16 protein-coding genes are annotated in these 25,682 nt (G+C 35.7%); 12 read left to right on the top strand and 4 right to left on the bottom strand.

Annotated features, from left to right (window positions below):
* Positions 1-23 precede the first annotated feature (23 nt).
* The 4 genes from msrA to AAC601_RS12145 all read left to right on the top strand — a co-directional run bounded on the left by msrA (position 24) and on the right by AAC601_RS12145 (position 10,831).
* A complete protein-coding gene (msrA, locus tag AAC601_RS12160; RefSeq protein ID WP_303269231.1) occupies positions 24-569 on the top strand; it encodes a peptide-methionine (S)-S-oxide reductase MsrA in 546 nt (181 codons plus the stop codon).
* A gap of 584 nt (positions 570-1,153) precedes the next feature.
* Positions 1,154-1,918, top strand: a complete 765-nt coding sequence (locus tag AAC601_RS12155; RefSeq protein WP_303269230.1) for a hypothetical protein — start codon at positions 1,154-1,156, stop codon at positions 1,916-1,918.
* An 11-nt stretch (positions 1,919-1,929) separates the two neighbouring features.
* Positions 1,930-9,909 carry a LamG-like jellyroll fold domain-containing protein gene (locus AAC601_RS12150; RefSeq protein ID WP_340153415.1) on the top strand — a complete coding sequence of 2,660 codons (7,980 nt, stop codon included), beginning with the start codon at positions 1,930-1,932 and terminating at the stop codon, positions 9,907-9,909.
* Positions 9,910-9,928: 19 nt separating this feature from the next.
* Entirely contained in the window at positions 9,929-10,831 is a 903-nt protein-coding gene (locus AAC601_RS12145) for a caspase family protein (protein WP_303269228.1), read from the top strand.
* A gap of 54 nt (positions 10,832-10,885) precedes the next feature.
* On the opposite strand, the gene dinB is transcribed toward AAC601_RS12145, so the two are convergent.
* Entirely contained in the window at positions 10,886-11,965 is a 1,080-nt protein-coding gene (dinB, locus tag AAC601_RS12140; RefSeq protein WP_303269227.1) for a DNA polymerase IV, read from the bottom strand.
* A gap of 116 nt (positions 11,966-12,081) precedes the next feature.
* On the opposite strand from dinB, the gene AAC601_RS12135 reads away from it, so the two are divergent.
* A complete protein-coding gene (locus AAC601_RS12135; protein ID WP_303269226.1) occupies positions 12,082-13,722 on the top strand; it encodes a TldD/PmbA family protein in 1,641 nt (546 codons plus the stop codon).
* Between the two features lie 69 nt (positions 13,723-13,791).
* Positions 13,792-15,108, top strand: coding sequence for a TldD/PmbA family protein (locus AAC601_RS12130; protein ID WP_303269224.1), 1,317 nt, complete (start codon positions 13,792-13,794; stop codon positions 15,106-15,108).
* Between the two features lie 76 nt (positions 15,109-15,184).
* Here AAC601_RS12130 and AAC601_RS12125 read toward each other — a convergent pair whose 3' ends face one another.
* The gene (locus tag AAC601_RS12125) at positions 15,185-15,388 is read right to left on the bottom strand and encodes a helix-turn-helix transcriptional regulator (RefSeq protein WP_303269223.1); all 204 of its coding nucleotides are present in this window, start codon (positions 15,386-15,388) and stop codon (positions 15,185-15,187) included.
* A 4-nt stretch (positions 15,389-15,392) separates the two neighbouring features.
* Positions 15,393-15,797 (bottom strand): hypothetical protein, encoded by a 405-nt coding sequence (locus AAC601_RS12120; protein ID WP_340153414.1) that lies wholly within the window; start codon positions 15,795-15,797, stop codon positions 15,393-15,395.
* 208 nt (positions 15,798-16,005) lie between these two features.
* On the opposite strand from AAC601_RS12120, the gene AAC601_RS12115 reads away from it, so the two are divergent.
* The 6 genes from AAC601_RS12115 (at position 16,006) to AAC601_RS12090 (ending at position 24,533) form a co-directional block, all read left to right on the top strand.
* A complete protein-coding gene (locus AAC601_RS12115) occupies positions 16,006-17,853 on the top strand; it encodes a PAS domain S-box protein (RefSeq protein ID WP_340153413.1) in 1,848 nt (615 codons plus the stop codon).
* A 71-nt stretch (positions 17,854-17,924) separates the two neighbouring features.
* Entirely contained in the window at positions 17,925-19,142 is a 1,218-nt protein-coding gene (locus tag AAC601_RS12110; RefSeq protein WP_340153412.1) for a DEAD/DEAH box helicase, read from the top strand.
* On the top strand, positions 19,078-20,274 hold the full coding sequence (locus AAC601_RS12105) for a DEAD/DEAH box helicase (protein ID WP_340153411.1): 1,197 nt from the start codon (positions 19,078-19,080) through the stop codon (positions 20,272-20,274). The genes AAC601_RS12110 and AAC601_RS12105 overlap by 65 nt, the downstream gene beginning before the upstream one ends.
* 153 nt (positions 20,275-20,427) lie before the next feature.
* Positions 20,428-21,417, top strand: coding sequence for a tetratricopeptide repeat protein (locus AAC601_RS12100; RefSeq protein ID WP_340153410.1), 990 nt, complete (start codon positions 20,428-20,430; stop codon positions 21,415-21,417).
* A gap of 149 nt (positions 21,418-21,566) precedes the next feature.
* Positions 21,567-22,898: a signal recognition particle protein gene (gene ffh / locus AAC601_RS12095; RefSeq protein ID WP_303269215.1), complete on the top strand. Its 1,332-nt coding sequence runs from the start codon at positions 21,567-21,569 to the stop codon at positions 22,896-22,898.
* Positions 22,899-23,234: 336 nt separating this feature from the next.
* On the top strand, positions 23,235-24,533 hold the full coding sequence (locus AAC601_RS12090; protein WP_303269213.1) for an ATP-binding protein: 1,299 nt from the start codon (positions 23,235-23,237) through the stop codon (positions 24,531-24,533).
* Here the strand turns inward: AAC601_RS12090 and AAC601_RS12085 are convergent.
* A complete protein-coding gene (locus tag AAC601_RS12085; RefSeq protein WP_340153409.1) occupies positions 24,530-25,678 on the bottom strand; it encodes a lycopene cyclase family protein in 1,149 nt (382 codons plus the stop codon). The two genes, AAC601_RS12090 and AAC601_RS12085, sit on opposite strands and share 4 nt — an antisense overlap.
* Positions 25,679-25,682: the final 4 nt, after the last annotated feature.

The raw sequence follows: 25,682 nt of genomic DNA, 5'->3' as shown, positions 1-25,682 counted from the left end.
TTTAATTCAAGTCTTAGTAATTTATGATAGATAAAGTTAATATAGAAATGGCAACCTTTGGAGCTGGTTGCTTTTGGTGCATAGATGCCGTTTTAAGAAAATTAAAAGGAGTACAGCAGGTTGAATCAGGTTTCTCCGGAGGACAAATCAAAAATCCTGCCTACAGAGAAGTCGTGCAGGGAAGAACCGGACACGCAGAAGTAGCGCAAATATCTTTTGACCCGCACGTTATTTCCTACAAAGAAATTTTGGAGGTTTTTTGGCAAGTACATGACCCAACGACTTTAAATAGACAAGGCGCAGATGTAGGGGAGCATTACCGATCAATAATTCTTACTCATAATTCTGAACAAGAAAAAATAGCTGAGGAAATGAAACAGCAATTAGATGCTTCGGGTATTTTTGACGACCCTATAGTAACTGAAATTAAGACCTTTGAAGCTTTTTATCCTGCAGAGGAAGTACATCAAGATTTCTACACTAGAAATGAAGCAATGCCATATTGTTCTTTTGTTATTAAACCGAAGGTTGATAAACTCAAAAGATTATTTGCTGACAAATTGAAATAGATAAATCCTTTTTTACATTATCAAATGAGGCAGAGGACTCTAAGTAAATTCAGTCCGATTTTAAATCATGCATTTATTCTTTAAGTGCAAAAGGAGGTCTAATTTGTCAATTCTTGCATGTTTTTATTTTGCTTTTTTAGCTAATCTTCACGACCAGTTGAACTGAACATAAAAGGAGGTAACCAGATATTCCATTTGCAGAATGAAATCGCAACCACTAAATTCCCTTTAGCTCATCCTAGTAAGTATTTTGAAAATCCATCTTACTATATTCAACAAATACTTTTTCCTAATCTACTCTTAAATGTATATGCTGTTCAGCTAGTTTAGTATAAGTAATCAAGATTGCCACTAGAATTAGCATAACATATCTACAAATTAACAAGGTAGTTGATAAAACTATTTAATCTTACATTTTCTCTATTTTATCGAATAATTAGAATTAGAGTATCTATATTTCATTAATTAAATTATAATAATTATATTTATTGTGTTATATAGAAATAATTTAATTATTATGATATTTAGTATATTGAAGTGAGAAATTTTCTCTTAAATAATACATACTTTAAAAGTCTAGATTGATGAATTTAAAAGTCCCATCAAAAAGTAATTATTCTTGCTTGCCACTAAGAATTCTCATCTTATCTCTTGTACTATTCAGCTATCATGCAAAAGCTCAAAGAGTAGATAATGTAAAGGCTTCCATCAGTGGAGATCTTATTATTGTATCTTATGATTTAATAGCTGATACGGATGAATTCTTCAATGTAAATTTGTATTCCTCAAAAGATAATTTCGAGCAACCTCTGACTTTAGTCACAGGTGATGTGGGAATTAATATTGAAGCAGGAAAAGGTAAAAGGATTGAGTGGTTGGCTAAAAATGAACTGCTTGATTATAAAGGAAACCTAATTTTTGAAGTAAGAGCATTTTTACCAGAACCTGCCTTCGATCCTCTGGAGTTCGTAAATTTTGATTTAAAAGAGATTAAAAGTGGCAAAAGCTATCGCCTACAGTGGAAGGGCGGAAAAGAGAATGAAAAGATTGATCTATTGCTATTCGAAGATGGCAACGAAAAATATAAAATTTCTACGGTTAACAATGATGGTAGATTTATTTGGAAAATACCTAAAGGAGAAAAATCCGCCACCTACCAGATTCAATTAAAAGGTGAAACTGGAATTGTGGCTAGTAATAGTTTTCAAATTAAGAAAGGCTTTCCTGTATTATTAGTAGGAGGTGGGGCATTATTAGTTGGTGGAATTACCGCGGCTATTATTATCCTTGATCCTTTTGGTGGTGATACTGATGGAAATGATTTACCAATTGCTCCAGATCCCAATTAGTTTATAATATTATGAGAATAATCTACAACATCTTTTTTTTAAGTTTTTGCCTTCTTGGAGTATCAATCAATATTTTATTGGGTCAAGGTACCGCCATCAAGCCTGCTGACAATAAATCGACCAACAACCAGATCGAGAGTGTTTTAGCAAGTTACCGTTTCAGTGGCAATGCCGATGATTTGTCTGGAAATGGAAGCAATGGAATTGTAGATGGGCAGGTTTTAACGGACGATAGATTTGGACGTCCTGATCAAGCTTTTCAGTTCCTACCAGCCAATGGCGGGATCCAAACTCCTTTGGTTGAACAACCAGATGCCTTGTCAGTTTGGTTTCAAACTACAGCAGAATCAGGCACCCTTTTGTCGTGGGGATCAGGTACCGAAGGCGTACTTGGCTATACAGTAAATGTGCTATCTACAGGTATAGAATTCGTTTATAATTCAGGTGATGGCGTCACAGACGGAAGTACCTTTGTCTTTATTTCTAGATCCGGGCTAAATGATGGTAATTGGCATCATTTGGTTATTGGCGTAGATGAAATAGAGGAGCTTTTTACTTTTTATGTAGATAATGAAGTCGTTGGCACAGAAGTAATAGACGTAAATGGTATCCTATGGGCTGGAATAAACAGTGTCGGATTGGAAATTGGACCATCATTTAATGGTAGAATTGACGATGTATTCTTATATCTAGGTAACATTTTTTCCTCAGAAATTAATACGATTTATCATGCTAGTGGATGGGAAGTTCCAGATAATACGCTGGTCTTAAATTATGATTTTAACGATGCCATTGTAGAAGATTTAAGTGGATTTGGCTTTGATCTATTAAATGTATCCGCTACTTCGGTCCCCGACAGATTTAATACCGCTTCCAATGCCTTAGGCTTGGATGGGGTTGATCAATTTTCTGAGACATCTGGAGTTCCGATTTATGATAATATTTCACTTTCTGTCTGGTTCAACACTGCTGCCGATTTTTCAGGAGGATATAGAAGTTTTGCTGATTTATTTGGTTTAGGAGCACTCTCAGTAGGTCCTACTAATTTATTAGAAGGGACCTTACGTACGGGCGATCAAGATTTTCTGGTGCTGAGTAGTGATGTCCCTGTAAACGATGGTCTTTGGCATCATGCAGTGATTACTTATGATGGATTTACTGCTATGCTTTATTTAGACAATGAAGTAGTAGATGTGAGTACAGAGTATAACGAGCCGCTATTTCAAACTTCAGTTTCAACCTTTTTAAACATTGGTTTTATTTTTGAACCTGGAAATATTCGCTATTTTAATGGATTAGTGGATGATGTTAACTATTACAATTACGGAATATCTCAAGCTGAGGTCATTTCATTGTATTCAGATAATAATTGGCCAAATACTGCTCCTATAGCTTCATATCCCTTCAACGGAAATGCCAATGACGAAAGCGGAAATTATCTTGATGGTTCAGTTAATGGAGCCAACCTCACCGAAGATAGATTTATTGATGCGAATAGGGCTTATAATTTTAACGGAAGTAGCTCTTACATAGCAATTGCTGATGATCCACTTTTCGATTTAGGACTAAGTAATGATGTAGCAGTTTCAGGCTGGTTTAATACTTTTGCGGCCACGGGGGTTTTATTTGATAAATCTGACGGTGAAAAGGGCTATTTTGCATGGTTTCCTTCTGACGGTTCCAATAGGATCCAATTTTTCGCTACAGAGGCTGGGGTAGGTAGCAGTTCTATAGTAAGTAATCCCGGCTACAACGATGGACAATGGCATCATTTCGTCATGCAATTAGATCGAGATGGTGGGATGTCAATTCATATAGATGGGGTTTTGGATGCTGAAAATACCTCTGCATTATCAGATGGTTTTAATCCTGACAATTTTGAGGACTTTCTTATAGGGGTTGCTGGCGGCATAAATAATGCAGGATTAAATGGCTTTTTTAATGGTGAATTGGACGATTTTAAAGTCTTTAACTCACTTTTAACGGACGCTGAAATTGGTAATTTATACAATAAGAATGCTTGGCCAAATGTGGGGCAAGTACAAATCAAGATTAATCAATCAAGTAGTGATGAAGGTTTAGACCCCTATCCTCCAGGTAACACATTGTCATGGGGAAAAGCATTTGATTTCACGGATGATGAATTTGAATTTATATTAAATGGAGATAATGGTAAACCTTATGGTGATTTCGAGGGTAATGGCTTTATCGATTTACTAGGAACTCCAATAATTCCGCCCAATGGATTGAATTTTGTAAGATTGACTGATGCTACTAGAGCTTATAGATCAGATTTGATTACTTCAATAGGTTTTCTGGGCAGCGCCAGAACAGGAGATGAAACGGGATGGCAGGGAGATGATACTGATATGACCTACGTGGGTAATGGAGTATTTGAATTATTAGGTATCGAATTATTTGATGGAGAATGGAAAATACGAGCGAATGACGATTGGAATTTTGCCAACTGGGGATCTTTTAATGAAAATCCTGGGGAATTATTTCTATTTGCAGAAAATATACCGATCGCTGCAGGAACCTATGACATAGCAGTAGATGTAATTAATAATACCTATAGCATTACGGAAGCAGAGCCTGCAAGTAGCTTGCTGGCCTCTTATTTCTTCAATAATAATTTTGATGATGATTCCGGGAATACTAATAATGGAACAGGAGTAAATGCAAGCTTTGGTAATGACAGATTCGGTACAGCCAATCAAGCTGCTACTTTCAATGGTTCTGATGCTTATATTAGTATTCCGAACAATGCTGCTTTTAACTTTGGTAACTCCGAAGATATCGTTATCTCAGGATGGTTTCGAACGACAACATCTGGTGTACTTTTTGATAAATCTAATTTTTTATCTGGATACTTTTCACAAATCCTCAATGAGGGTAATTTGCAATTTTTTATGGTTCAGGAGGGGGGTAGTTCTGCAGAATTAACAACTAATGGAATCTTTAATGATGGGAACTGGCACCATTACGTCATTCAAATCGATAGAGATGCTGGGATGGAAATATTCATAGATGGAGAGCTTGAAAATATTAACGAAGTTCTTACAGATGGAATTAATCCTGATATGGTAGAGGATTTCTTGATTGGTGTGGCAGGTGGTGTAGAAAATGCCGGACTAAATAGCTTTTTTCAAGGCGCCCAAGATGATATTCACATTTATAATGAAACCCTTACTTTAGAAGAAATTCAAGCCTTGTATTCAGAGGGTGGATGGCCTATTACAGGGATCCCACGAATTGCCAACATCAATCCCCGATCTGGCAAAATAGGATCTGAAGTAACCATTTCCGGTGTTAATTTTTCTTCGAGTAATGCCGAAAATATTGTTTCATTTAATGGGATAAGGGCTAATGTTATTTCTTCTTTGAGCACTGAACTGAAAGTAGAAGTACCACTTGGTGCCTCCTATGGTCCGATTTATCTGACCACCAATAATTCGGTTGCTCAATCCAGCAGAGATTTTAATGTGATTTTTGAGGGAAATGGATTGGGCTTTGACAATAATTCTTTCGATGTCAGTAATCCAGTTCAGGGCAATTATGGCCTTTTCCAAGGTTCAATTATCTCCGCTGATTTTGATCAAGATGGGGTTCTAGACATTGCTGTAATTGAAACGGGTACTCAATTTGCAGTATTTAGAAATGTTAGTCAAAATGATGGCGAAATACTTTTCGATCTACCGTCAGTTTTTAACGTCAGCTCTGGAATTGAATTTATCTCCAAAGGTGATTTTAATGGTGATGGTAAGTGGGATATTGCAATTGCCCAAGGTCAAATAGTTTCTGTATTCATCAATAATAGTACAGGTGCGGGCAACATTAGCTTTCAAAACGTGTTTGAATTAACTCTTGATTCCGACTTAATCCGTGATATGGAAGTAGCTGATATGAATGGTGATGGCAAGCAAGATATTCTGATAAAGGAGAATTTTGTAATTATTGAAGAATTCTCGTCTTTCAATTCATTTACGGTAACAACTTTAGAAAATATAACTGAAGCAGGCATTGTAACATTTTCTGTTGCTGATAGGACTGATATTGATGGGAATTTTGGTTTCAAGCTAAGGGATTTGAATGGCGATAAAAAGATTGATTTCCTCTCTAGCAATCCGGATGTTCTCCTAAACACATCAAATTTCCAAACTAATTCTTTTGGTTTTTCTTCTCCCTTCCCATTGACGCCAGTGGGCACCACCGTAGACATCACAACTGGAGATTTTGATAATGACGGAAAAACTGATTTTGCATTGACAGAAGATAATGGGGGTGGTTATTTTGGAGTTTATGCCAATTCAACTACTAATCCATTGTCTGGTGAGGTCAGTTTTTTGGAACCTAAAACATTTGAGACTTTACTTATTCCACCAGGAATAGGAAGCGGAGATTTTGATGGCGATGGTTTGTTAGACATAGCGTCTGTCACCTTAGAAGCGGAGGGTCTATCTATTTTTAAAAATAACACTAGTCAAATTGGAGACATAAGTTTTCAGAATAGAGTAGATTATGTCAGTGGTGGCGGCTTTGATATGGCAGTAGGTGATTTTAACAATGATGGGAAAGTTGATATTATTAATAGTGTTTTGACAGTTTATAGAAACAATCTGCAAAGTGCTGATGAAATTACACCACCGCAAAATCAGGCCACAAACCTAAGTTTTTCTAATATTGCTTCCGATAGATTTACCGTAAACTTTAGTGCCGCAACTGGTCATAGTGGCAAATATCTGGTTTTGAGAAATAGTCAAAATACTCCTTCATTTATTCCTGAGAATGGTTTTAGTTATAAAATTAATGATATTTTTGGGAGTGACAGAGTAATCTATATCGGAACCGAAACTAGTTTTGTGGATTCCTTATTGAATCAAAACACTAGGTATTTCTATAGTATTTTTACATTTAATGGATCAGGAAACATTGCAAAATATCTAGCTCAAAATCCTTTAATAGGTGATGAGACGACATTGCCTTTAGATGGACTGGCAGCTGAGCCTACTGAACAGCCGGGTAGTTTTGAGGTTTCTAACTTTGATGAAGCTAATGGGTCATTCCAGGTAAATTATGTTGCACCTTCTGCAACAGTTGACGGTTACCTAGTGGTGCGAAGACTAAACAATACGCCAATTTTTATACCTGCTGATGGTCAAAGCTATTCAATAGGGCAGGTAAATAGTACAGATTCTGTAGTATATGTAGGGGCTAACACTCAATTTTTAGAACAAAATTTTATCGCAGATAACAGATATCAATATTTGATTTTTAGTTTTAATGGGAGTGAGGGAGCAATAAACTATCTACAAAACAATCCGCTGAGCGGAAGTTTCAATATACCTGCGGCTCAACCCTCCGTTCAACCAACAAGCTTTACAGTAAATAGTGTTGGTCCTAATTCTGTTAATTTTAGCTTTACTTCCACAGAGAATGTATCGGGATTCGTAGTATTAAGAAATGAAGCGCAGTCGCCAGCCAATATACCAGAGGATTTTACAACTTATCAATATGCAGATCAAATTAATGAGGATGTTGTAATTTATTCAGGATCATCAAATTCTATTATTGATAACAACTTAAACCCACAGACAGAATATTTTTATGCCATTTTTGCGTACAATGGTTCAGGTGATTTAATAAACTATTTAACCAGTAGTCCCTTAACAGGTAGCTTAACCACAACGGACTTACCAAATCTGGCTAGTCAACCGCAGGCTCAACCCACGGATTTTGTTGTGACTTCGAAAACTGAAAATGCTGCAGAACTGACTTTTACTGAGAGTGATGCTTCTGGCTATTTGGTAGTTAAATTTACAGCCAGTAATTCATTTTTCAATCCAGCCGATGGTATTATATATAATTCTGGTGATCAATTCGGTAATTCTACAATCACTTATGTAGGCGAGGGAAATGTTTGGAATGAATCTGGTTTAATGCCCGAAACCAATTACAATTTCAAAATTTACGGGTACAATGGCACAGGAAATGAAATCAATTATTTGCAGAGTAGTCCACTGTTTGGAAACTTAGTATCTTTAACTAATCCGCCCAATACTCAGGCTGCTGATTTCACGGTTAGCAATCAGACTTTTACCTCTTACACCATTTCATTTAGTCCGAATTTTGATAATGCAGATGGATATATTGCAATCAAGAAAGAAGGAGGAACGCCTCCTATTACTGCACCAGCAGGAGGGACTATTTATGCAGTCGGTGATGAACTAATTGAGGGCGAGGAAGTAATTGCTGTTGGTGCAATTAATCAAATTGATGAAACTGACTTGACGGCTGAGACCTACTCATATGCCATCTATTCATACAATGGTGAAAGTGATTTTATTAATTATAACACGATTAATCCATTGACAGGAAGTGCAAGTGTGCTTGTCGATAATACTGCCCCTATGATTCAAAATATAGCTTATGATACCGAAGTAAACCTTGGAGGTACCGTTAATATTTCAGTTGAAATCCTTGATGAAGAGTCTGAGGTAGGATCAGTTGAAATACAATATATAATTCCCGGTACAAACAGTATCAATAATCCAACTATAGATGCAATGACAGCATCAGGAAATGACTATACCTATCAAATATCTAATTTAACAGCATCTGGACTGGAATTTAAAGTCGTTGCGGAAAATGGAGTAGATCTAGTTTCAGAAACAGATATACAATCCGTAACTGTCCTTTTCACTGGTGATGGTTTGCAAATCCCGTTCAATTCTTTTGGTTCTGCGCAATCAAATTACCGAATTGTATCCGTTCCAATGACCCTTAACAATAATAGAGTTAATGATGTGTTTGGAAGTGAATTGGGAAATTATGGGGATAAGTCTAAATGGAGGATGTTCAGGTATTCTGGGGAACAAACAGAGGAGCTCTCAGGCTCTACTCCTTTAATTCCAGGCAGGGGATATTGGCTTATAGTCAATGATAATGAAGTTTCATTCTTTACGGGTTCGGGACAGAGCGTAAATGCCAATGTTGAACAACCTTATGAAATTGTATTGAACCCTGGGTGGAATCAAATCGGTAACCCATTCGCTCATGATATCAATTGGAGCGATGTACAGGATTTAAATGAACAGGAATTTGAGTTAAGGGTATTTAACGGGTCATTCTCTAATGGGAATAGTCTCCAAGCATTTTCAGGGGGATTTGTAAATTGGCCAAACTCAAGCACTTTCACCATGAGAGTACCTAGCTCTCCTGCTGCGACTGGTCAAAACAGAAGCGCTCCTAGCAAGAAGGATCAAGAGGGATGGGAATTGAATTTAACGCTTGAAAAAGATGGAATTGTAAACCAATTAACTGGTCTAGGAATGCATGCTAATGCTAAAAATGATTTGGATAGTAAAGATCAGTTTAATCTACCAAGGTTTCTGAATTTCATTGATTTAAATCATGATCTAAGTGCAAATGGGTACTTCGTTTCTAAAGATATAGTTAAAATGCAATCTCAATACAATTGGGAATTTGACATAGAATCAAATTTAAGTTTAGATGGAATGACTATCACGTGGGAGATACCAAACAATAGTAATTACGATCAACAGAATAGTTTAGTGCTATGGGACCCTTCCTCCGCGAATCTAATTGATATGAAAAGAACGTCTCAATACCAGTTAAGAAATAGTGATGGTCGTAACTTAAGAATTATATATGGATCACCAGATTATGTTAATAGTTTAATCGAGGTAAATAGTTTGCAAATATCAGATCCATTTCCAAATCCATCTTCAGGCGCATTAAATATACAGTTTTATGTACCTGAAAATGAGGTAAATAAAGAACTGATTTTTGAATTATTTAATTTGAAAGGAGCTTTAGTGAATAAGTATCAATTGAAACCAACTAATGTGGGGCATAACATGCTTCAATGGAAGGTATCTGAAACATCAAATGAAGATTTGTCTGGTGTATATATGCTACGTGTCTCAAATGATAGAAATAGTATCAATAAGAAGATTGTCATGAAGTAAATTTGAATAGAAAATTATTATGAACAAGAAGGTTCAAATATTAATCCTTTTAGTGATGTTTATAGGTCATATAGGATTAGCCCAGACTTTTTCGGGTAGAAGTAATAGCGTAGCGGTGGATTATTCTACCGAAAAACGGGGAGGAGAAGCCGAAATAGCTACTTCTGAAAAAAAGGAAACTATTAAGGATGCCTTAAGATCGTCATCAGAACCAACCTATCATGCTTTGATAATTGGCGTTTCTAAGTATGAATATTCTGGAGCGAATCTTCCAAATTTGGATAAACCTACGAAAGATGCGGAAGAGTTATATTCAGTACTAACTACGAAATACAATTTTGATCCTAAAAATGTGACTTTGTTAAAGGACCCAAATAGAGAAACAGTAATTGATACTTTCCATGGTCTTGCAGATATTGTAACTGAGAAAGATAATTTAATGATCTTTTATGCTGGTCATGGTTATTACGATAAACCAAAAGACTTCGGCTATTGGCTACCATCAGATGCGAAAGCTGAAAGTACGGCAAATTGGATTCCTAATAGTACGATAAAAGATTATATAAGTGCGATTCCATCTAAACATACTTTATTGATTACAGATGCCTGTTTTGGAGGTAGCATTTTTAAGACTAGAGCTGTTGGTGGAATGAGTCAATTGAAAGTTCATGAACTCTACAAAGACAGAAGTAGAAAGGCAATTACAAGCGGTAGCTTAACTGAGGTTCCGGATGAAAGTTTCTTCGTATACATGTTAATTAAAACATTGGACGAAAATGAATTTGATTATTTGCCTGCGTCTACTGTTTTCGCAAGGATATACGAGCCTGTAATGAATAATGCACCTACTGTTCCGCAATTTGGAGTGATTCAAGGTGCCGGAGATGAAGGCGGAGATTTCATATTTATTAGAAGAAAATAAGTTTATTCATTTCATTTAGGAAGGGAGTTTTTTACTCCCTTTTTTATGTCCAAATCAAAAACGTAAAGTAAGCTGTCCGTCTTTATTTGCTTTCTCTATTATTTCAAAATTCGATAAAGAACATCCAACTAGTCTCACCGATTGATTCAAATCAAATACGTCCATTAAACTTTCTAATCCCTTGTCAAAAGTGTTGGCAGATTCTATTCCGTCTTCAAAAGTTTTACTTCTCGTTATTTGTTGAAAGTCATCGAATTTGATTTTGAGTGTTAGCGTATGAGCATTAGCCTCGCTTTGTTTATAGCGTTTCCAGCATTTTTCTGCTATAGGTTGTAATGCTTCCCAAATTTCTGACTTGTTTTTGAGGCTAACTGAGAATGTACTTTCTGCTCCTACGGATTTTCTAATTCTATTGGGATTAACTCTTCTGTTATCCTCACCATGACTTACCGAATAGAAGTACCTTCCTTGTTTGCCAAAATGCTTGATTAGTTCTTTATACGATTTCGACTGTAAATCTGCTCCCGTTTTAATATTTAATTTATGCATTTTTTCAGCCGTTTTTTTACCGACTCCAAAAAATTTCTCAATAGGCAATTGCTCAATAAAAGGAATTACTTGATGAGGTTTTATGATAAATAGCCCATCAGGCTTCCTGTAATCTGAAGCTATTTTAGCCAAAAATTTATTTACGGATACTCCAGCTGATGCAATAAGACCAATTTCACTTTTTATTTCACTTTTGATTTGAATAGCTATTTCAGTTGCTGTTTCTATACCCAATTTATTTTCAGTGACGTCCAAATATGCTTCATCTAATGACAAAGGCTCAACCAAATCAGTATATCTAAAAAATATCTCCCTAATCAGGTGACTAAGTTCCCTATATCTTTCAAATCTAGGTTTAACAAAAATCAGATTATTGCATTTTAAGGCAGCTATTTTTGAAGGCATTGCGGAATGGACTCCAAACTTTCTCGCTTCATAGCTAGCGGCTGCTACAACTCCTCTTTGCCGGTTTCCACCTACAGCAACAGGCTTTCCTGTTAATTCCGGCTGGTCCATTTGCTCTACTGATGCAAAAAAAGCATCCATATCTATGTGTATTATTTTGCGTTCTCTTTTCTTTTCCAAAGCTTATCCGCTTAAAGTTTTCTAATACCGTTTATCCTTTTGTATTAGTGAAATAATTAAATATAACGGATATTATTCATCATAAAATAAATCAATTCATTTTTAATATTAACCAAATGAAGAGAAGAGAGTTTTTACAACTAGCAGGAATGGGAGTAGGCGGTGCTTTGTTGACGGTGCCTTTATTGGGTAATGCAGTGGACATGGACCGACTTTTGGAAAGCCCTTTAGATATCTTAGAAAAGAAAAGATTAGCTGACGTAGGATTAAACGCTGCCAAAGCTAATGGTGCCACTTATGCTGATGTCCGCATAGGAAGATATTTAAATCAATATATTTTTACCCGTGAGGACAAACTTCAAAATGCAGTGAATACTGAGTCTTTCGGAGTGGGTATAAGAGTAATTGCCAATGGTACGTGGGGTTTTGCCTCTACGCGCGATGTAAGCGAAGCAGGAATTCAATCTGCCGCAGAAACAGCGACCGCTATTGCTAAAGCGAACGGAAAAATACAAACTGAACCAGTGCAATTAGCTCCTGTTCAATCTTACGGAGAAGTAAGCTGGAAAACACCTCTCGAGAAAAATGCTGTAGCTGTTCCGTTAAAAGAAAAAGTAGATTTACTTCTTTCTGCTAATGCCGAAGCTATTAATAATGGTGCAAATTTTGTAAACAGTGCACTATTTATGATCAATGAACAAAAATATTTTGCCAGTACAGAAGGATCCTATATTGACCAGGATGTTCATAGAATCTGGCCTAATTTCAATGTGACTGCAATTGACCCCGATAGCGGCAAATACAAGTCAAGACAGGCATTGAGTTCACCAATGGGGATGGGATTTGAGTATATGGATCCTAGACCGGGAAGTAAAAAAGAAGGCCCAGGTGGTACCATGCATTATTTTGATCGTTATGATATGATTGAAGATGCCGGACTTGCGGGTAAGCAAACTAAGGAGATGTTAAAAGCTGATTCTATCAAAGCTGGGAAATATGATCTTGTTTTGGATCCTAATCACCTTGGCTTAACGATACATGAGAGTATTGGTCATGCTACAGAGCTAGACAGAGTTCTCGGATACGAAGCCAATTATGCCGGAACTAGTTTTGCAACTTTGGATAAATGGAAAGGCAAAGATTTTAAATATGGTAGTGATATTGTAAATGTGTTTGCAGATAAAACGCAAGAGGGTTCGTTAGGAGCTGTAGGCTATGATGATGAAGGAGTGAAAACCAAAAGATGGGATTTGATTAAAGATGGAGTTCTAGTGAACTATCAAGCTATTCGGGATCAAGCCCACATTATTAATGAGGATGAATCCCATGGATGTTGTTATTCTCAGAGCTGGAATGATGTTCAATTTCAAAGAATGCCTAATGTTTCTTTAGCTCCTGGAAAAGAAAGCTACAGTCCTGATGACATGATTAAAGATGTAGAAAAGGGAATTTATATTGTAGGTCGTGGGTCTTACTCTATTGATCAGCAGCGCTATAACTTTCAATTTGGGGGTACATTATTCTTTGAGATCGAAAATGGAAAAATAAAAGGCCCTGTCAATGATGTGGCTTACCAGTCGAATACGCAAGAATTTTGGAATTCTTGTTCTAAAATATGTGATAAAAACGATTATAAAACGTTTGGATCCTTCTTTGACGGAAAGGGACAGCCATCACAAATTAGTGCGGTATCTCATGGAAGTGCTACTACTCGTTTCGATGGTGTGAATGTGATCAACACAGCAAGAAATATTTAACACTAAATAAAAGGTTTATGTCAGAAGAAATGAATAAATCTGTTAGTCTAAAATTAAAAATCTTTAAAAATGGCAATATTATCTAAAGAAGAAGCAAAGCAAATATTGGAAAAAGTGATGGGCTTTTCCACTGCTGATAGCTTGGAAGCAGGCCTTTCAGGAAGTGGCAGAGGCAATATTCGTTATGCAAGAAATACAGTAACTACGAGTGGTTTTAATGATGATATCAGTTTAGGAGTGACGGCAAATTTTGGTAAAAGATCTGCTTCTTCCACAATAAATGAGTTTGATGATGAATCGCTTAAAAAAGTAGTAAAAAGAGCAGAGGAATTGGCGAAACTTGCACCAGAAAATCCTGAGTTCATGGAGCCTTTAGGTCCTCAGCAATATAAAGAATCAAAAACTTTTTATCAGAGCACCGCGGACATCAGTCCAGAATACAGGGCGGATTTGGCTAACAAAAGTATTCAGCCAGCTAAAGCAAAAGATGTTACTGCTGCCGGATATTTAGAAGATACCGCTGGGTTTTCTAGTATCATGAATTCAAAAGGGCTATTTGCTTATTCTCAAGAGTCGGAACTAGAATTTACGGTAACAATGAGAACTAATGACGGGACTGGTTCCGGATGGGTTTCAAGGGATTACAATGATGTTAAGCAGTTTAATGGTGAAGAAGCTTCTGCTATTGCGCTTGAAAAAGCTATAATGAGTAGAGAGGCTAAAGCTATTGAACCAGGGAAATATACGGTAATTATGGAACCGGCCGCTTCAGTACAACTTCTGGGAAATATGTTATTCAATATGGGAGCGAGACAAGCTGATGAAGGCAGAAGTTTCTTATCCAAGAAGGGTGGTGGCACAAAGTTAGGAGAAAAATTAGTAGACGAAAGGGTCCAGATATATTCAGATCCTTTTAATGAAATTGTTCCAGCTAATGCGTGGAATGGAGATGGTCTAGCTAGAGAAAGAACGAATTGGATTGAAAATGGTGTAGTTAAAAATATGTCTTACAGCCGCTATTGGGCAGAAAAACAAGGAGTTGAACCAGTTCCAGGTCCAGCAAACGGGATCATGCTAGGAGGAGATGCGACAACCGAGGATTTAATTAAAAGCACCAAAAGAGGAATTTTAGTTACACGCTTGTGGTACATCAGGACCGTAGATCCGCAAACTTTACTTTATACAGGATTAACAAGAGACGGAACTTTCTACATTGAAAACGGTAAAATCAAGCACCCAATTAAGAATATGCGTTTCAATGAAAGTCCTATTATTATGTTAAATAACCTGGAAGAATTGGGACAACAACAGCGAATAAACGGAAATCTTATCCCAGTTATGAAAATTCGCGACTTTACTTTTACAAGTCTATCAGATGCTGTGTAAACTATAGCTTGCACTTCATATTTAAAAAGCCATGATACTTCAACATATCATGGCTTTATACATTTTAGGCATATTACTACCGATCATCAGCAGAAAGAAAGAAAATTTCATTTACTGACTTGCAGAAGTACTCAGATATTTTCAAAGCCAATACTGTCGATAGTATGTATTTATTGCTTTCAATAGAATTTATAGTCTGGCGAGAAACACCAATAATTTCAGCTAACTCCGCTTGAGAAATTCCTTTGACGGCTCTTTCAACTCTTACTTTATTGGTCATATGATTATCTGTTTTGCCATTTGTAATAGGTGAAACTTAGAAAAATGTAGGTATTAAGTAGCCAGATTGCTAAGTAGGCACTCATGAAATCTGTAAATAAAGATCCAAAACTAAAGAATTGCAACATTCCTAAGACTGTCAGTCCCCAAATGAGGTAAAACACACCCATAGTAAATGATTTTAACCTCAATTGTTCAATCATTTCATCTTCTTCCTTTTCCTCTGTGAAATTCAATATTGTAAATCCTATAGCCCAACATAGGTAAAAGAAATCACCCACTGATTCCTGCGGGAAATCAAACGCTAACAATATAGACAATAACATAATAACAAAAGGAAGCGGAAAAAATGTGATGGCTATCCATTTCCATTTTCTTTTAAACAAGGGATACTTCATTTCAAATTTCATATTGATAAGTTTATTTTACTTAAAGTACGTTATACTTTACATATTGTCCAAATATTTTGTCCTTTTTTTTATCTTGCAGCTGAACTTAAGGGAGGAGAAACTAGAAATTGTTCCCTTCGATTTTTATTATACAGAATTCACATATTCTTCCAAGGCTAATGATTTTTATGTAAAATATACTAACTTACTGTGTAACGAAAAGGCCTTAATGAACTATCTACCAAAAAAAAATCAAAATAGAAATAAGCTACTTGGTACAGCGATTGCAGTGAGTTTATTTACTGCGATAGTTTTTTCTACAATTATCCTAATAAGCTACCAATACTATCAAAAACAAAAAGCAGTACAACTGCAGTCAGAGCTTAATTTCGTAATTGAGAACATCCGTAAAATACTAAGCAATAGTAATTTGGCAGCTTTTTCAGTTGGCTTAACAATCAATACTGATCAAGATACTGTAAGCAATTTTGACTATGTTGCTGAAGAAATTATGAATAATCATCCGTACTTATTTGGAGTGCAGATTTTAGAGAAGGGAGAAATCAAATACGTTTATCCCTATAGCGTTCATCAAAGCGTACTTGGATATGATATTCTAAAAAATTCCAATACTAAAATTGAAGCGGAAAAAGCTATCAATAATAAAAAGATTTATTACGCAGGCCCATTAGATTTTCGGCAAGAAGGGAAAGGTATTGTTGGAAGGTTACCAATTTTTTATGAAGGTAAATTTTGGGGATTTTCTGCTGTATTGATAAAAATCGATGATTTTTTAGAAGCAGCGGGAATAAATAATACTCACGTAGATGGGATCAATATCTTGTTTTCGAAAAAGAATCCCAATACAGGAAAAGAAGAATTTTTTACATCGAATGAAGCGGAGGGTACCTTAACGCTAGACTATATTTTTGCTGAGTCCGGCTGGAAACTTACAGCCTATTATAAGCAGGACCCTGCAGTCTACGTGCTCTTAGCAGTTACCATTTTTTTAGCAATTTCATCTTCTGTGGGGAGCGGACTCTATACTTATCAAATATTAAAGAAACCGGAAAAATTAGAGTCACTCTTGTCAGAAAAAACCAAAGAAATTGAGGAAAATAATGAATACTTAACTTCTATGGTTGCTGCCATCCCCGATTTAATTTTTATTTACGATAAAGATGCGCGTTATCTTGATTTTCATGCTTATCAGGATAGCTTGCTGTTTTATAATCCTAAAGATTTTATTGGAAAATCTATTTTCCATCTATTTGACAAAGATTTTGCTAAAGCCACCTATGAAGCAATACAAAGAGCAATCAGTACAGCAGAAATTGTTCACCATTCATATTATCTTGATTTCAAAGAGGGGAGAAAGTATTTTGAATCTAGGTTTAAGTCAATCAATTCAGAAAAGGTCTTAGCGGTTGTCAGGGAAGTAACTGAAACGAAATTATCCGCCAAGAGACTGCAAAAGAGTGAACAGAAATATAGGAATCTTGTCTCACAAGCTTCAGACGCCATTTTTCTTTCTGATGAAAAAGGAAATTTGCAGGAATTGAATCAAAAAGGACTTGAATTAACTGGAATCGCAGTAGAGGAATTAGAGAAATACAACTTATTAGATATTATCAAATTTGAAAATGAACAACAAAAACCCTTTTTAGATGTTTTGCTTGCTAAAGGTCACATTTTTGAAGAAGTTTCTCTAAAGTCTTTAAGGGGTAGAGAAATTACAGCAGAAATAAATTGTAAAGTTACGCCTGAAAGACAAATCCACGGGATCATAAGAGACGTAACAGCTCGAAATAAGATCTTTAAATCTATTCAAAGTCAAAACGAAAGATTAAAAGAAATAGCGTGGATACAAAGCCATGAGGTCAGAGCACCTCTTGCGAGGCTCTTGGGACTCATAGATTATCTGGAAAAGTATGATGGTATTAGTCAAACCGAAAAATTCAATATTATCGACTCAATTCGTGGAAGTGCATTGGAGTTGGACGCTATAATTAGAGATGTAGTAAATAAAACAGAATTAGCAGAGATAACACCAAGCAAAGATGAATATATACAATAAGTAGCTTTATTTCATTGCTATTCATTACCTTTGATAAAACTGAAAAGTCAGAAAGATAAAATATTAAGAAATTGGAATTTAAAGAATTAGATTTTCATCCTACACTGAGTGAAGGTTTGGAAATGATGGGCTTCCATAAAGCTACACCCATTCAAACTGAAGCTATCCCCAAAATATTAGACGGTAAAGATTTAATAGCCTGCGCTCAAACAGGTACGGGTAAAACTGCAGCCTTCGTCTTGCCTATTCTTCATAAAATTGCGGCTGGAGAGGAAAGCAAAGGAGTAAATACGTTAATTATTGCGCCAACTAGAGAGCTGGTTCAACAAATAGATCAACAAATAGAAGGGTTTTCGTATTTTACTAATTCAAGTAGTATAGCTATTTACGGTGGTGGAGATGGCGCGGCATGGGAACAACAAAAGAAAGCAATTAGAGCTGGAGTTGATATATTAGTGGCCACCCCTGGTCGATTAATTGCACTACTAAATTCAAATGAGACACAATTGAATAATGTGCAACATTTAATTTTAGATGAAGCCGACAGAATGCTAGACATGGGATTCCATGATGATATCATGCGGATAGTCAAGCAATTGCCAGAAAAACGACAAACACTTTTGTTTTCCGCGACAATGCCACCAAAAATCAAAAAGTTAGCGGGGGCTATTTTGAATAATCCGGAGGAAATTAGCTTGTCCATTTCAAAACCGGCTGCGGGAATATCTCAAAAGGCATTTTTAACTTTTGATGATCAGAAAACTCCATTGTTAAAGTTCATTTTAGGTTCAGGAATATATGAGACAGCTATTGTTTTCGCAGGTAAGAAAGATAAAGTAAAGTCCTTAGAACGAGAGTTGAAAAATATAGGCATGTCAGTCAAGGCATTCTCTAGTGATTTGGATCAATCTGAGAGAGAAGTCATTATGCGTGATTTTCGTTCTAAAAAGGTTCAAGTATTAATTGGTACCGATATCATTTCTAGGGGTATTGATGTAGAGAATATTAGTCTGGTAGTCAACTACGATGTTCCTGGAGATCCTGAAGATTATGTGCACAGAATTGGGAGAACAGCGAGGGCCGCAACAAAAGGTGAAGCCATGACCTTTGTCAATAATGCAGATATGGAGAAATTCAATCGGATTGAAGCATTAATTGAAAAGTCAATTATGAAAACCAATAGCTTGCCAAATCAAATAGGGCAGGGACCTGAATATCAAGAGAATGCCAAAAGACACAAACCTGGTGGGTTTAAAAAGAAAAAGTCTTTCAAAAAAAGAAGTAAGTAAAATAGTTATACAGAAAATGACATTCAAAGAGTTAGGAATATCCAATAAATTGGTTCAAGGTTTATCGGAATTGAATATTAACACCCCAACCAAAATCCAAGAACTGGTGATCAGCCATCTCCTGCAGAACAATGGTGATTTAGTTGCTCAAGCACAAACAGGCACGGGAAAAACGGCCGCTTTTGGTTTACCTATTTTGGAGCGAATTAACCTTAAAGAAGATAAAATCCAAGCAGTTATTTTATCTCCTACACGAGAATTGGCACAACAAATCAAGCATCAGCTTTTCAAGTTTACAAAGTACTCAGATAAAGTATTTATGGAGGTAGTCTTCGGGGGTGAAAAGATTGAAAGACAAATACAAAACCTAAAAAGACCTACACACATATTAGTGGCCACACCGGGTAGACTAGCAGATTTAATAAGAAGAAAAGCAGTGGACATTCGCCAAGCTCAATTGATGGTGTTAGATGAGGCTGACGAAATGTTGAGCATGGGGTTCAAAAAGGAATTAGAATTCATTTTGACGACCATGAAACAGCAAAAAAACATCTGGTTGTTTTCAGCTACAATCCCATCGGATATCAAATACATCATCAACCAATATTTAGATCCCAAAGCAAAGCAAATCCAAGCTTCGGGTAATGAACTAGTGAATGAGAAAATCATGCATCAATATGTTCCTTGTGATGCAGATGAAAAAATGATGGTGCTGGATTACTTCCTAAAAACTCAGAAAAATGAGAGAGGGATTATTTTTTGCAATACTAAAAATGCGGCAAGAACGCTTCATGAGCAATTGAAGGCAAGAAAACTTCCGTCCGGAATTTTAGAAGGTGATATGCACCAAAAGGACAGAGATAAAGAAATGAGAGCTTTTAAAAGTAAAAAGCTTGATTTATTAATTGCCACTGATGTGGCGGCTAGGGGTATTGATGTAGCAAATTTGGCTTTCGTTGTGCACTATGAAATCCCAAAACAAATTGATTACTACATTCATAGAAGTGGAAGAACTGCTAGAGCAGGCAAGACTGGCATTAGCATGGCTCTTTGTACAAAAAATGAAGTAACACAAATCAAAAAAATTCAGCAAGAGTTAGGGCTTAAAATAAAGCAGGTCCCTTTTGGTTGATGATTCAATTTTAAATTTGATCTGTCATAAAGTAAGTAATTGATTTTTAGCTGTTAAGCGAATCAAGCCTTTAATCCACCTCTTTTAAAGAGGATACATTTGAAACATAGAATTAAAATTATAATGAGAAGTATTATTCTAATTATATTTCTAATGAGTTTTTTGTCCTGTTCAAACAAAGAACAGAGACAAGAAAGCTTAATTCAGAAAGGCTATCAATCTTTAGACAAAAGACAAAGTAAGCAAGCCATAGACTATTTTGAAAGTGCTATTGATCTTAATAATGAGAATGCTTCTGCCTGGAATGGCTTAGGAGTAGCGCATTATCAAGATGGTCACCCATATGAAGCTATTCAAGCGTTCGGCAAAGCATTGCAATATAATCCAGAATACACTAGGGCTTATTACAATAGAAGTAATGCCTTTTATCAAACAGGAGAATATTACCGATCTCTGGATGACCTGGAGCCGGTATTGAAGGTTTATCAGGATTCCGCTTTTACTCATTTGGCTAAGGGGTTGGCTTTGGTAGGTTTGAAAAACTATGAGGAAGCAGAACTATCATTTACAACCGCTTTAAAGCTTGATGATAACAATGCCGAAATACAAACAAATTTGGCGGCCGTACACTACTATAAGGAAGAATATAAGACAGCGGTAAAATATTTAAATGATGCATTGGAAATAAATCCGCAAGAAGCAAATGCCTGGAACCTATTATCTTTAATTCAATCTGAGCAAGAAAATTTTGATGAAGCGTTGTCTTCAGTGAATAAAGCATTGGAGCTTCAGGCCAATCAGCCATATTATTTGAACAATAGGGGGTACATCTATACTTTTCTAGGTGATTTTGATAAGGCTTATGCAGATCTAAGGAAAAGTATTGTAACAGATGAAAAGAACCCATATGTTTATAGAAACTTAGGAATACTTGCGCTAAAGAAAGGAGAGTTCGAAGAAGCTATTCGACAGTTACAAAACTCCTTGGAAAGGAAAAAAGACCTACCATCAGCCAACTATTATTTAGGAGAAGCATTAAGAAAGAATGACCAACTACCTGAAGCTTGCACCGCATATGTGAAATCGGCAGAGTTAGGAGACGAAAAAGGAGTGAAAGCACTAAACTCATACTGCAAGGAATAAAATCCAATCCAATTATTTATTCGGATAAATACAATATATTCCTTATTTTTGCCCAAAATTTCATCAATTAATTACAGATATTAAAGCGTTGTTTTTCAATGCTCCATTATAAATATTATTGTTATTCATTATTAGACTTCATATAAGATATGTTCGATAATCTCAGTTATAAGTTAGATCGCGCTTTTAAAACCCTCAAGGGACAGGGACAAATAACGGAAGTAAATGTAGCTACTACAGTTAAGGAAATTAGAAGAGCATTGGTTGATGCCGATGTAAATTTCAAAGTGGCAAAAGAAGTGACAGACAGAATTAAAGAAGAAGCTTTAGGTCGTGATGTACTTATTTCAGTTTCCCCTGGTCAGCTCTTAGTCAAAATTACCCAAGAGGAATTGGCTAAAATGATGGGGGAGAAGCAAGAGGACATTAGTATTGAAGGTTCTCCTGCCACCATATTAATATCTGGTCTTCAAGGATCCGGTAAAACTACATTTTCTGGTAAACTAGCAAATAGACTTAAAAAACAAGGTAAGCAAGTACTATTAGCTGCTTGTGATATTTATAGACCTGCCGCTATTGACCAATTAAAGGTACTGGGTGAACAAATTGGAGTGGAAGTTTATGCAGAACCTGAGAATAAAGATGCTGTTAAAATTGCAAATAATGCCATTAAATTTGCTAAAGATAATGGGAAGAGCATTGTTATAGTAGATACTGCTGGACGTTTAGCTGTGGACGAAACTATGATGAAAGAGATTTCGAGCTTGAAAAAAGAGCTGAAGCCCTCTGAAACATTATTTGTAGTGGATTCCATGACAGGTCAGGATGCTGTAAATACTGCTAAAACATTTAATGAGCAGCTTGATTTTGACGGTGTAGTTCTTACAAAATTAGATGGTGATACTCGTGGTGGTGCGGCATTGTCAATTCGAAATGTTGTTGAAAAACCTATTAAATTTGTCAGTAGTGGAGAAAAAATGGATGCTATTGACCTTTTCTATCCGGACAGGATGGCTCAGAGAATTTTGGGTATGGGTGATGTTGTTTCTTTGGTTGAAAAGGCTCAAGAAACATTCGATCAGGAAGAAACCAACAGACTATCTAAGAAGATTCGGAAAAACCAATTTGATTTTGAAGACTTCCTTTCTCAATTACAGCAGATCAAGAAAATGGGAAATGTCAAAGACCTGTTGGGAATGTTGCCAGGCATGGGTAAACAAATAAAGGATATGGATATTGATGATGATGCTTTTAAGCCTGTTGAAGCAATAATACGATCCATGACCACCGAGGAGAGAACTAATCCTGAATTGATGAATGCTAGCAGGAAACAAAGAATAGCCAATGGTAGTGGGACTTCTGTTCAAGAAATCAATAACCTTTTGAAACAATTTAAGGATATGAGGAAGATGATGAAGACCATGAATAAAATGAGCGGTAGCAAAAGAGGATTAGCCGGATTTAATCCTTTCGGTAAATAATCTGTACTATAGACTAATATATTACATTCAAATTAATTAAGAGCTTGTCTAAATGAGTAATTTATAGACAGGCTTTTTTTGTACCCCTCCAAATGTAATGAGCTTATTTTCAATAGAATAGATTATAATCTTACGGTTATTGATCGGATATACTAAAATTCATATTGTTGATCTCAGAAATTAAATATAATCATTTCTTGTTTTTAAGTAGATAATTTTATTAAATTGACACTTCAATATAGTAAGTGTAAATCATTGATTATTAAGTAATTTAAGAAAATTTGAAAATCTATTAAACTTTTTATCATTAATAGTATTATATTAAGACAGGTGTTCGTGAGAAAATATTTCAACTATTCCATTTTTTTAACGCTTTTTAGCTTATTGCTTTTGGTTTCCCTACAGCCCTTGAAGGCTTCACTTGGTGTTTCAATGCCAGTTCAGGAAAATCATATGGTAATGAGCAATTTAATTGAAATAGATCCAGTAAAACTTACAGCCGCAATTCAAAGCATATCACTTACGATTTTGAGTATCGGGATATTTGGTATTGCCTTTAGTTTCATAAATCTTGGTTCAAAAAGAATTAAAAGACATAATAATTATTTAGAAAGCCTTGTCAAAGACAGGACTAAGACCTTGGAGCACCAACATAATCAGTTGAAAGCTCAAAATGAAGCTTACCGTGAAGCTTTAGCGCTTATTCAAGATCAGAAAGAGGAAATTGAGACCGCTCAACAAGATCTACTTCAGAAAAACGCAGATATAACAGATGCGTTTGAAGAGATTCAGTCTCAAAACGAAAAGTTAGATCATGAGCGCAATAAACTCGAGCAGGCCAAAAGGATAATTCAAGAACAAAATAAAAAGCTTTTCAATATTGCTAGAAATCTAGATCAACAAGTTCAAGATAGAACAAGAGAGTTATCTAAATCAAATAATCTACTATTAGAAAAGAATAAAGAGCTAGACGAATTCATTTACAAATCAGCACATGATTTAAGAGGACCAATTGCAAGGTTTAAAGGATTAAGTCAGCTTATTCAAATGGAATATGAGCAAGACAATGATATTTCAGATCACTTAAATCATCTTAGACATTCTGCCAATCATATGGACGATATGCTGAAAAGGTTAAGCAATGTCTATGAAATCAGTGCCAGACCTATAAGTGTTCAAAAGATCAATATTGACATGATTTTGGAAACTGTTTTTGAAAGACTGAATGGCGAGGAAGAAAACCTGGGAAGTGTCGCGATCGAGGTAGATAATAGAGCGAAAGAGCTCGTACAAATTGATCCTAGCTTACTTCATTTAATTCTTAAAAACCTTATCGGCAATGCCGTGAGATTTGCCGATCCACTTAAATTACAGAAGTGGGTTAAAGTAAAGATTGAAATGCTGGATAAAAACTTGGTTATCAGCGTAAAAGATAATGGAATTGGAATTAAAAAAGATCAGAAAGATAATATTTTCAACCTTTTCTATGTCGGTTCTGAGATACCTAAAGGACCAGGTTTAGGTTTATATATCTGTAAAATTATTACCAATAAGCTCAACGGTGATATCAACTTAAATTACTCCGATGTTGAAAAGGAAACCGAGTTTAGGACATCTATTCCCATCAAACTTTAAGAGATCACTTCTTCAGCCACTGCTTTTATAAAGGACCATTTTGGCACAGTATTCATAATTTTTAAATCTTCCAAGAGATTAGTGTCCTCATTAAGAAACTTAAGTAGAAGCGGCAGTTTATTCTTTTTATATAAATTTCCGAACACTTCATGGCCTGTACGCTTTTCTGTAATCAAAACATTCAGCAAGACTTCATCATAAAATCTAAATCTGCTAGAGCTTTTTATGTCAAAATTATTTGACTTTCCTTCTAGAACCTTAATTATTTGCTGTATATGATAGAAATTTCTGACAAAACTATATCCAGTGCTTGGTTTCACTGTTCCTGCGATAGTGCCAATTGGCACGATGCTTTTGTTCCTTTTCGATAGAATCGCAGTAGTCATCGGGATTTTATTAAACTCTTCGTCCAGAACTTTAAAATCCTGAAGTCCTAAATTTTGATGTATATAATTTTTTAAGGCTGTTTCATATTCTTCTTTCGTCCATAAATCAGCGGAAAACAAGGTGAATTCTACCAAAGCTTGATCTTCTGAGGTAGGTAAAATATAGGCAAAACTTAAACCTCCCTTTACTTCAGGTACTTGCATATCCATATATGTGATTTCACTAGGATTAAAAACAGCATGATCTGTTTGTATTTTCCATCCATAGAAATGTTGCCATATAAAATGCTTTCCTGTTACATTCATTGACTTTAATTGATCAGGAAAGAAATACGACTTGAAGAAATAGGAATCATAATAAAAGCTAGTTTTCTCAGTATGTACACATTTATTTTCTTCGTCCTCTGACACTATAACATCCTGAATAAAAGTTACTTGAGGGTGTTTGTTTAATTTGTTGAATACAAACTGGTAGTAATCAATACCTCTGATGTTATAGTAACGATAAGGAGACAAGGATTGAGTCAAATCAAAGTCTTTTCCTCTTACAATTGCCCGATCCCAAGATTGTTTTATAGGTAAATCTGTGATCCACATCTTTGGCTCTGACCAAAAGCTCCAAGTTCTGTCATTGCTTTGTTTAGAATCAGCGTCAATCAAAAGCAATTGTTTATTTTCAAGTAGTTTGCTTTCAATCATTTGCCAAGCTAATGTTAAGCCAGCCAAGCCAGCTCCTCCAATGATGTAATCATATTTCATTTAT

The sequence above is a fragment of the uncultured Marivirga sp. genome, assembly GCF_963974845.1.
GTDB classification, from domain to species: domain Bacteria; phylum Bacteroidota; class Bacteroidia; order Cytophagales; family Cyclobacteriaceae; genus Marivirga; species Marivirga harenae.
The sequence above is the reverse complement of the archived record's forward strand: the minus strand, read 5'-3'. Positions and strand labels throughout refer to the sequence as shown.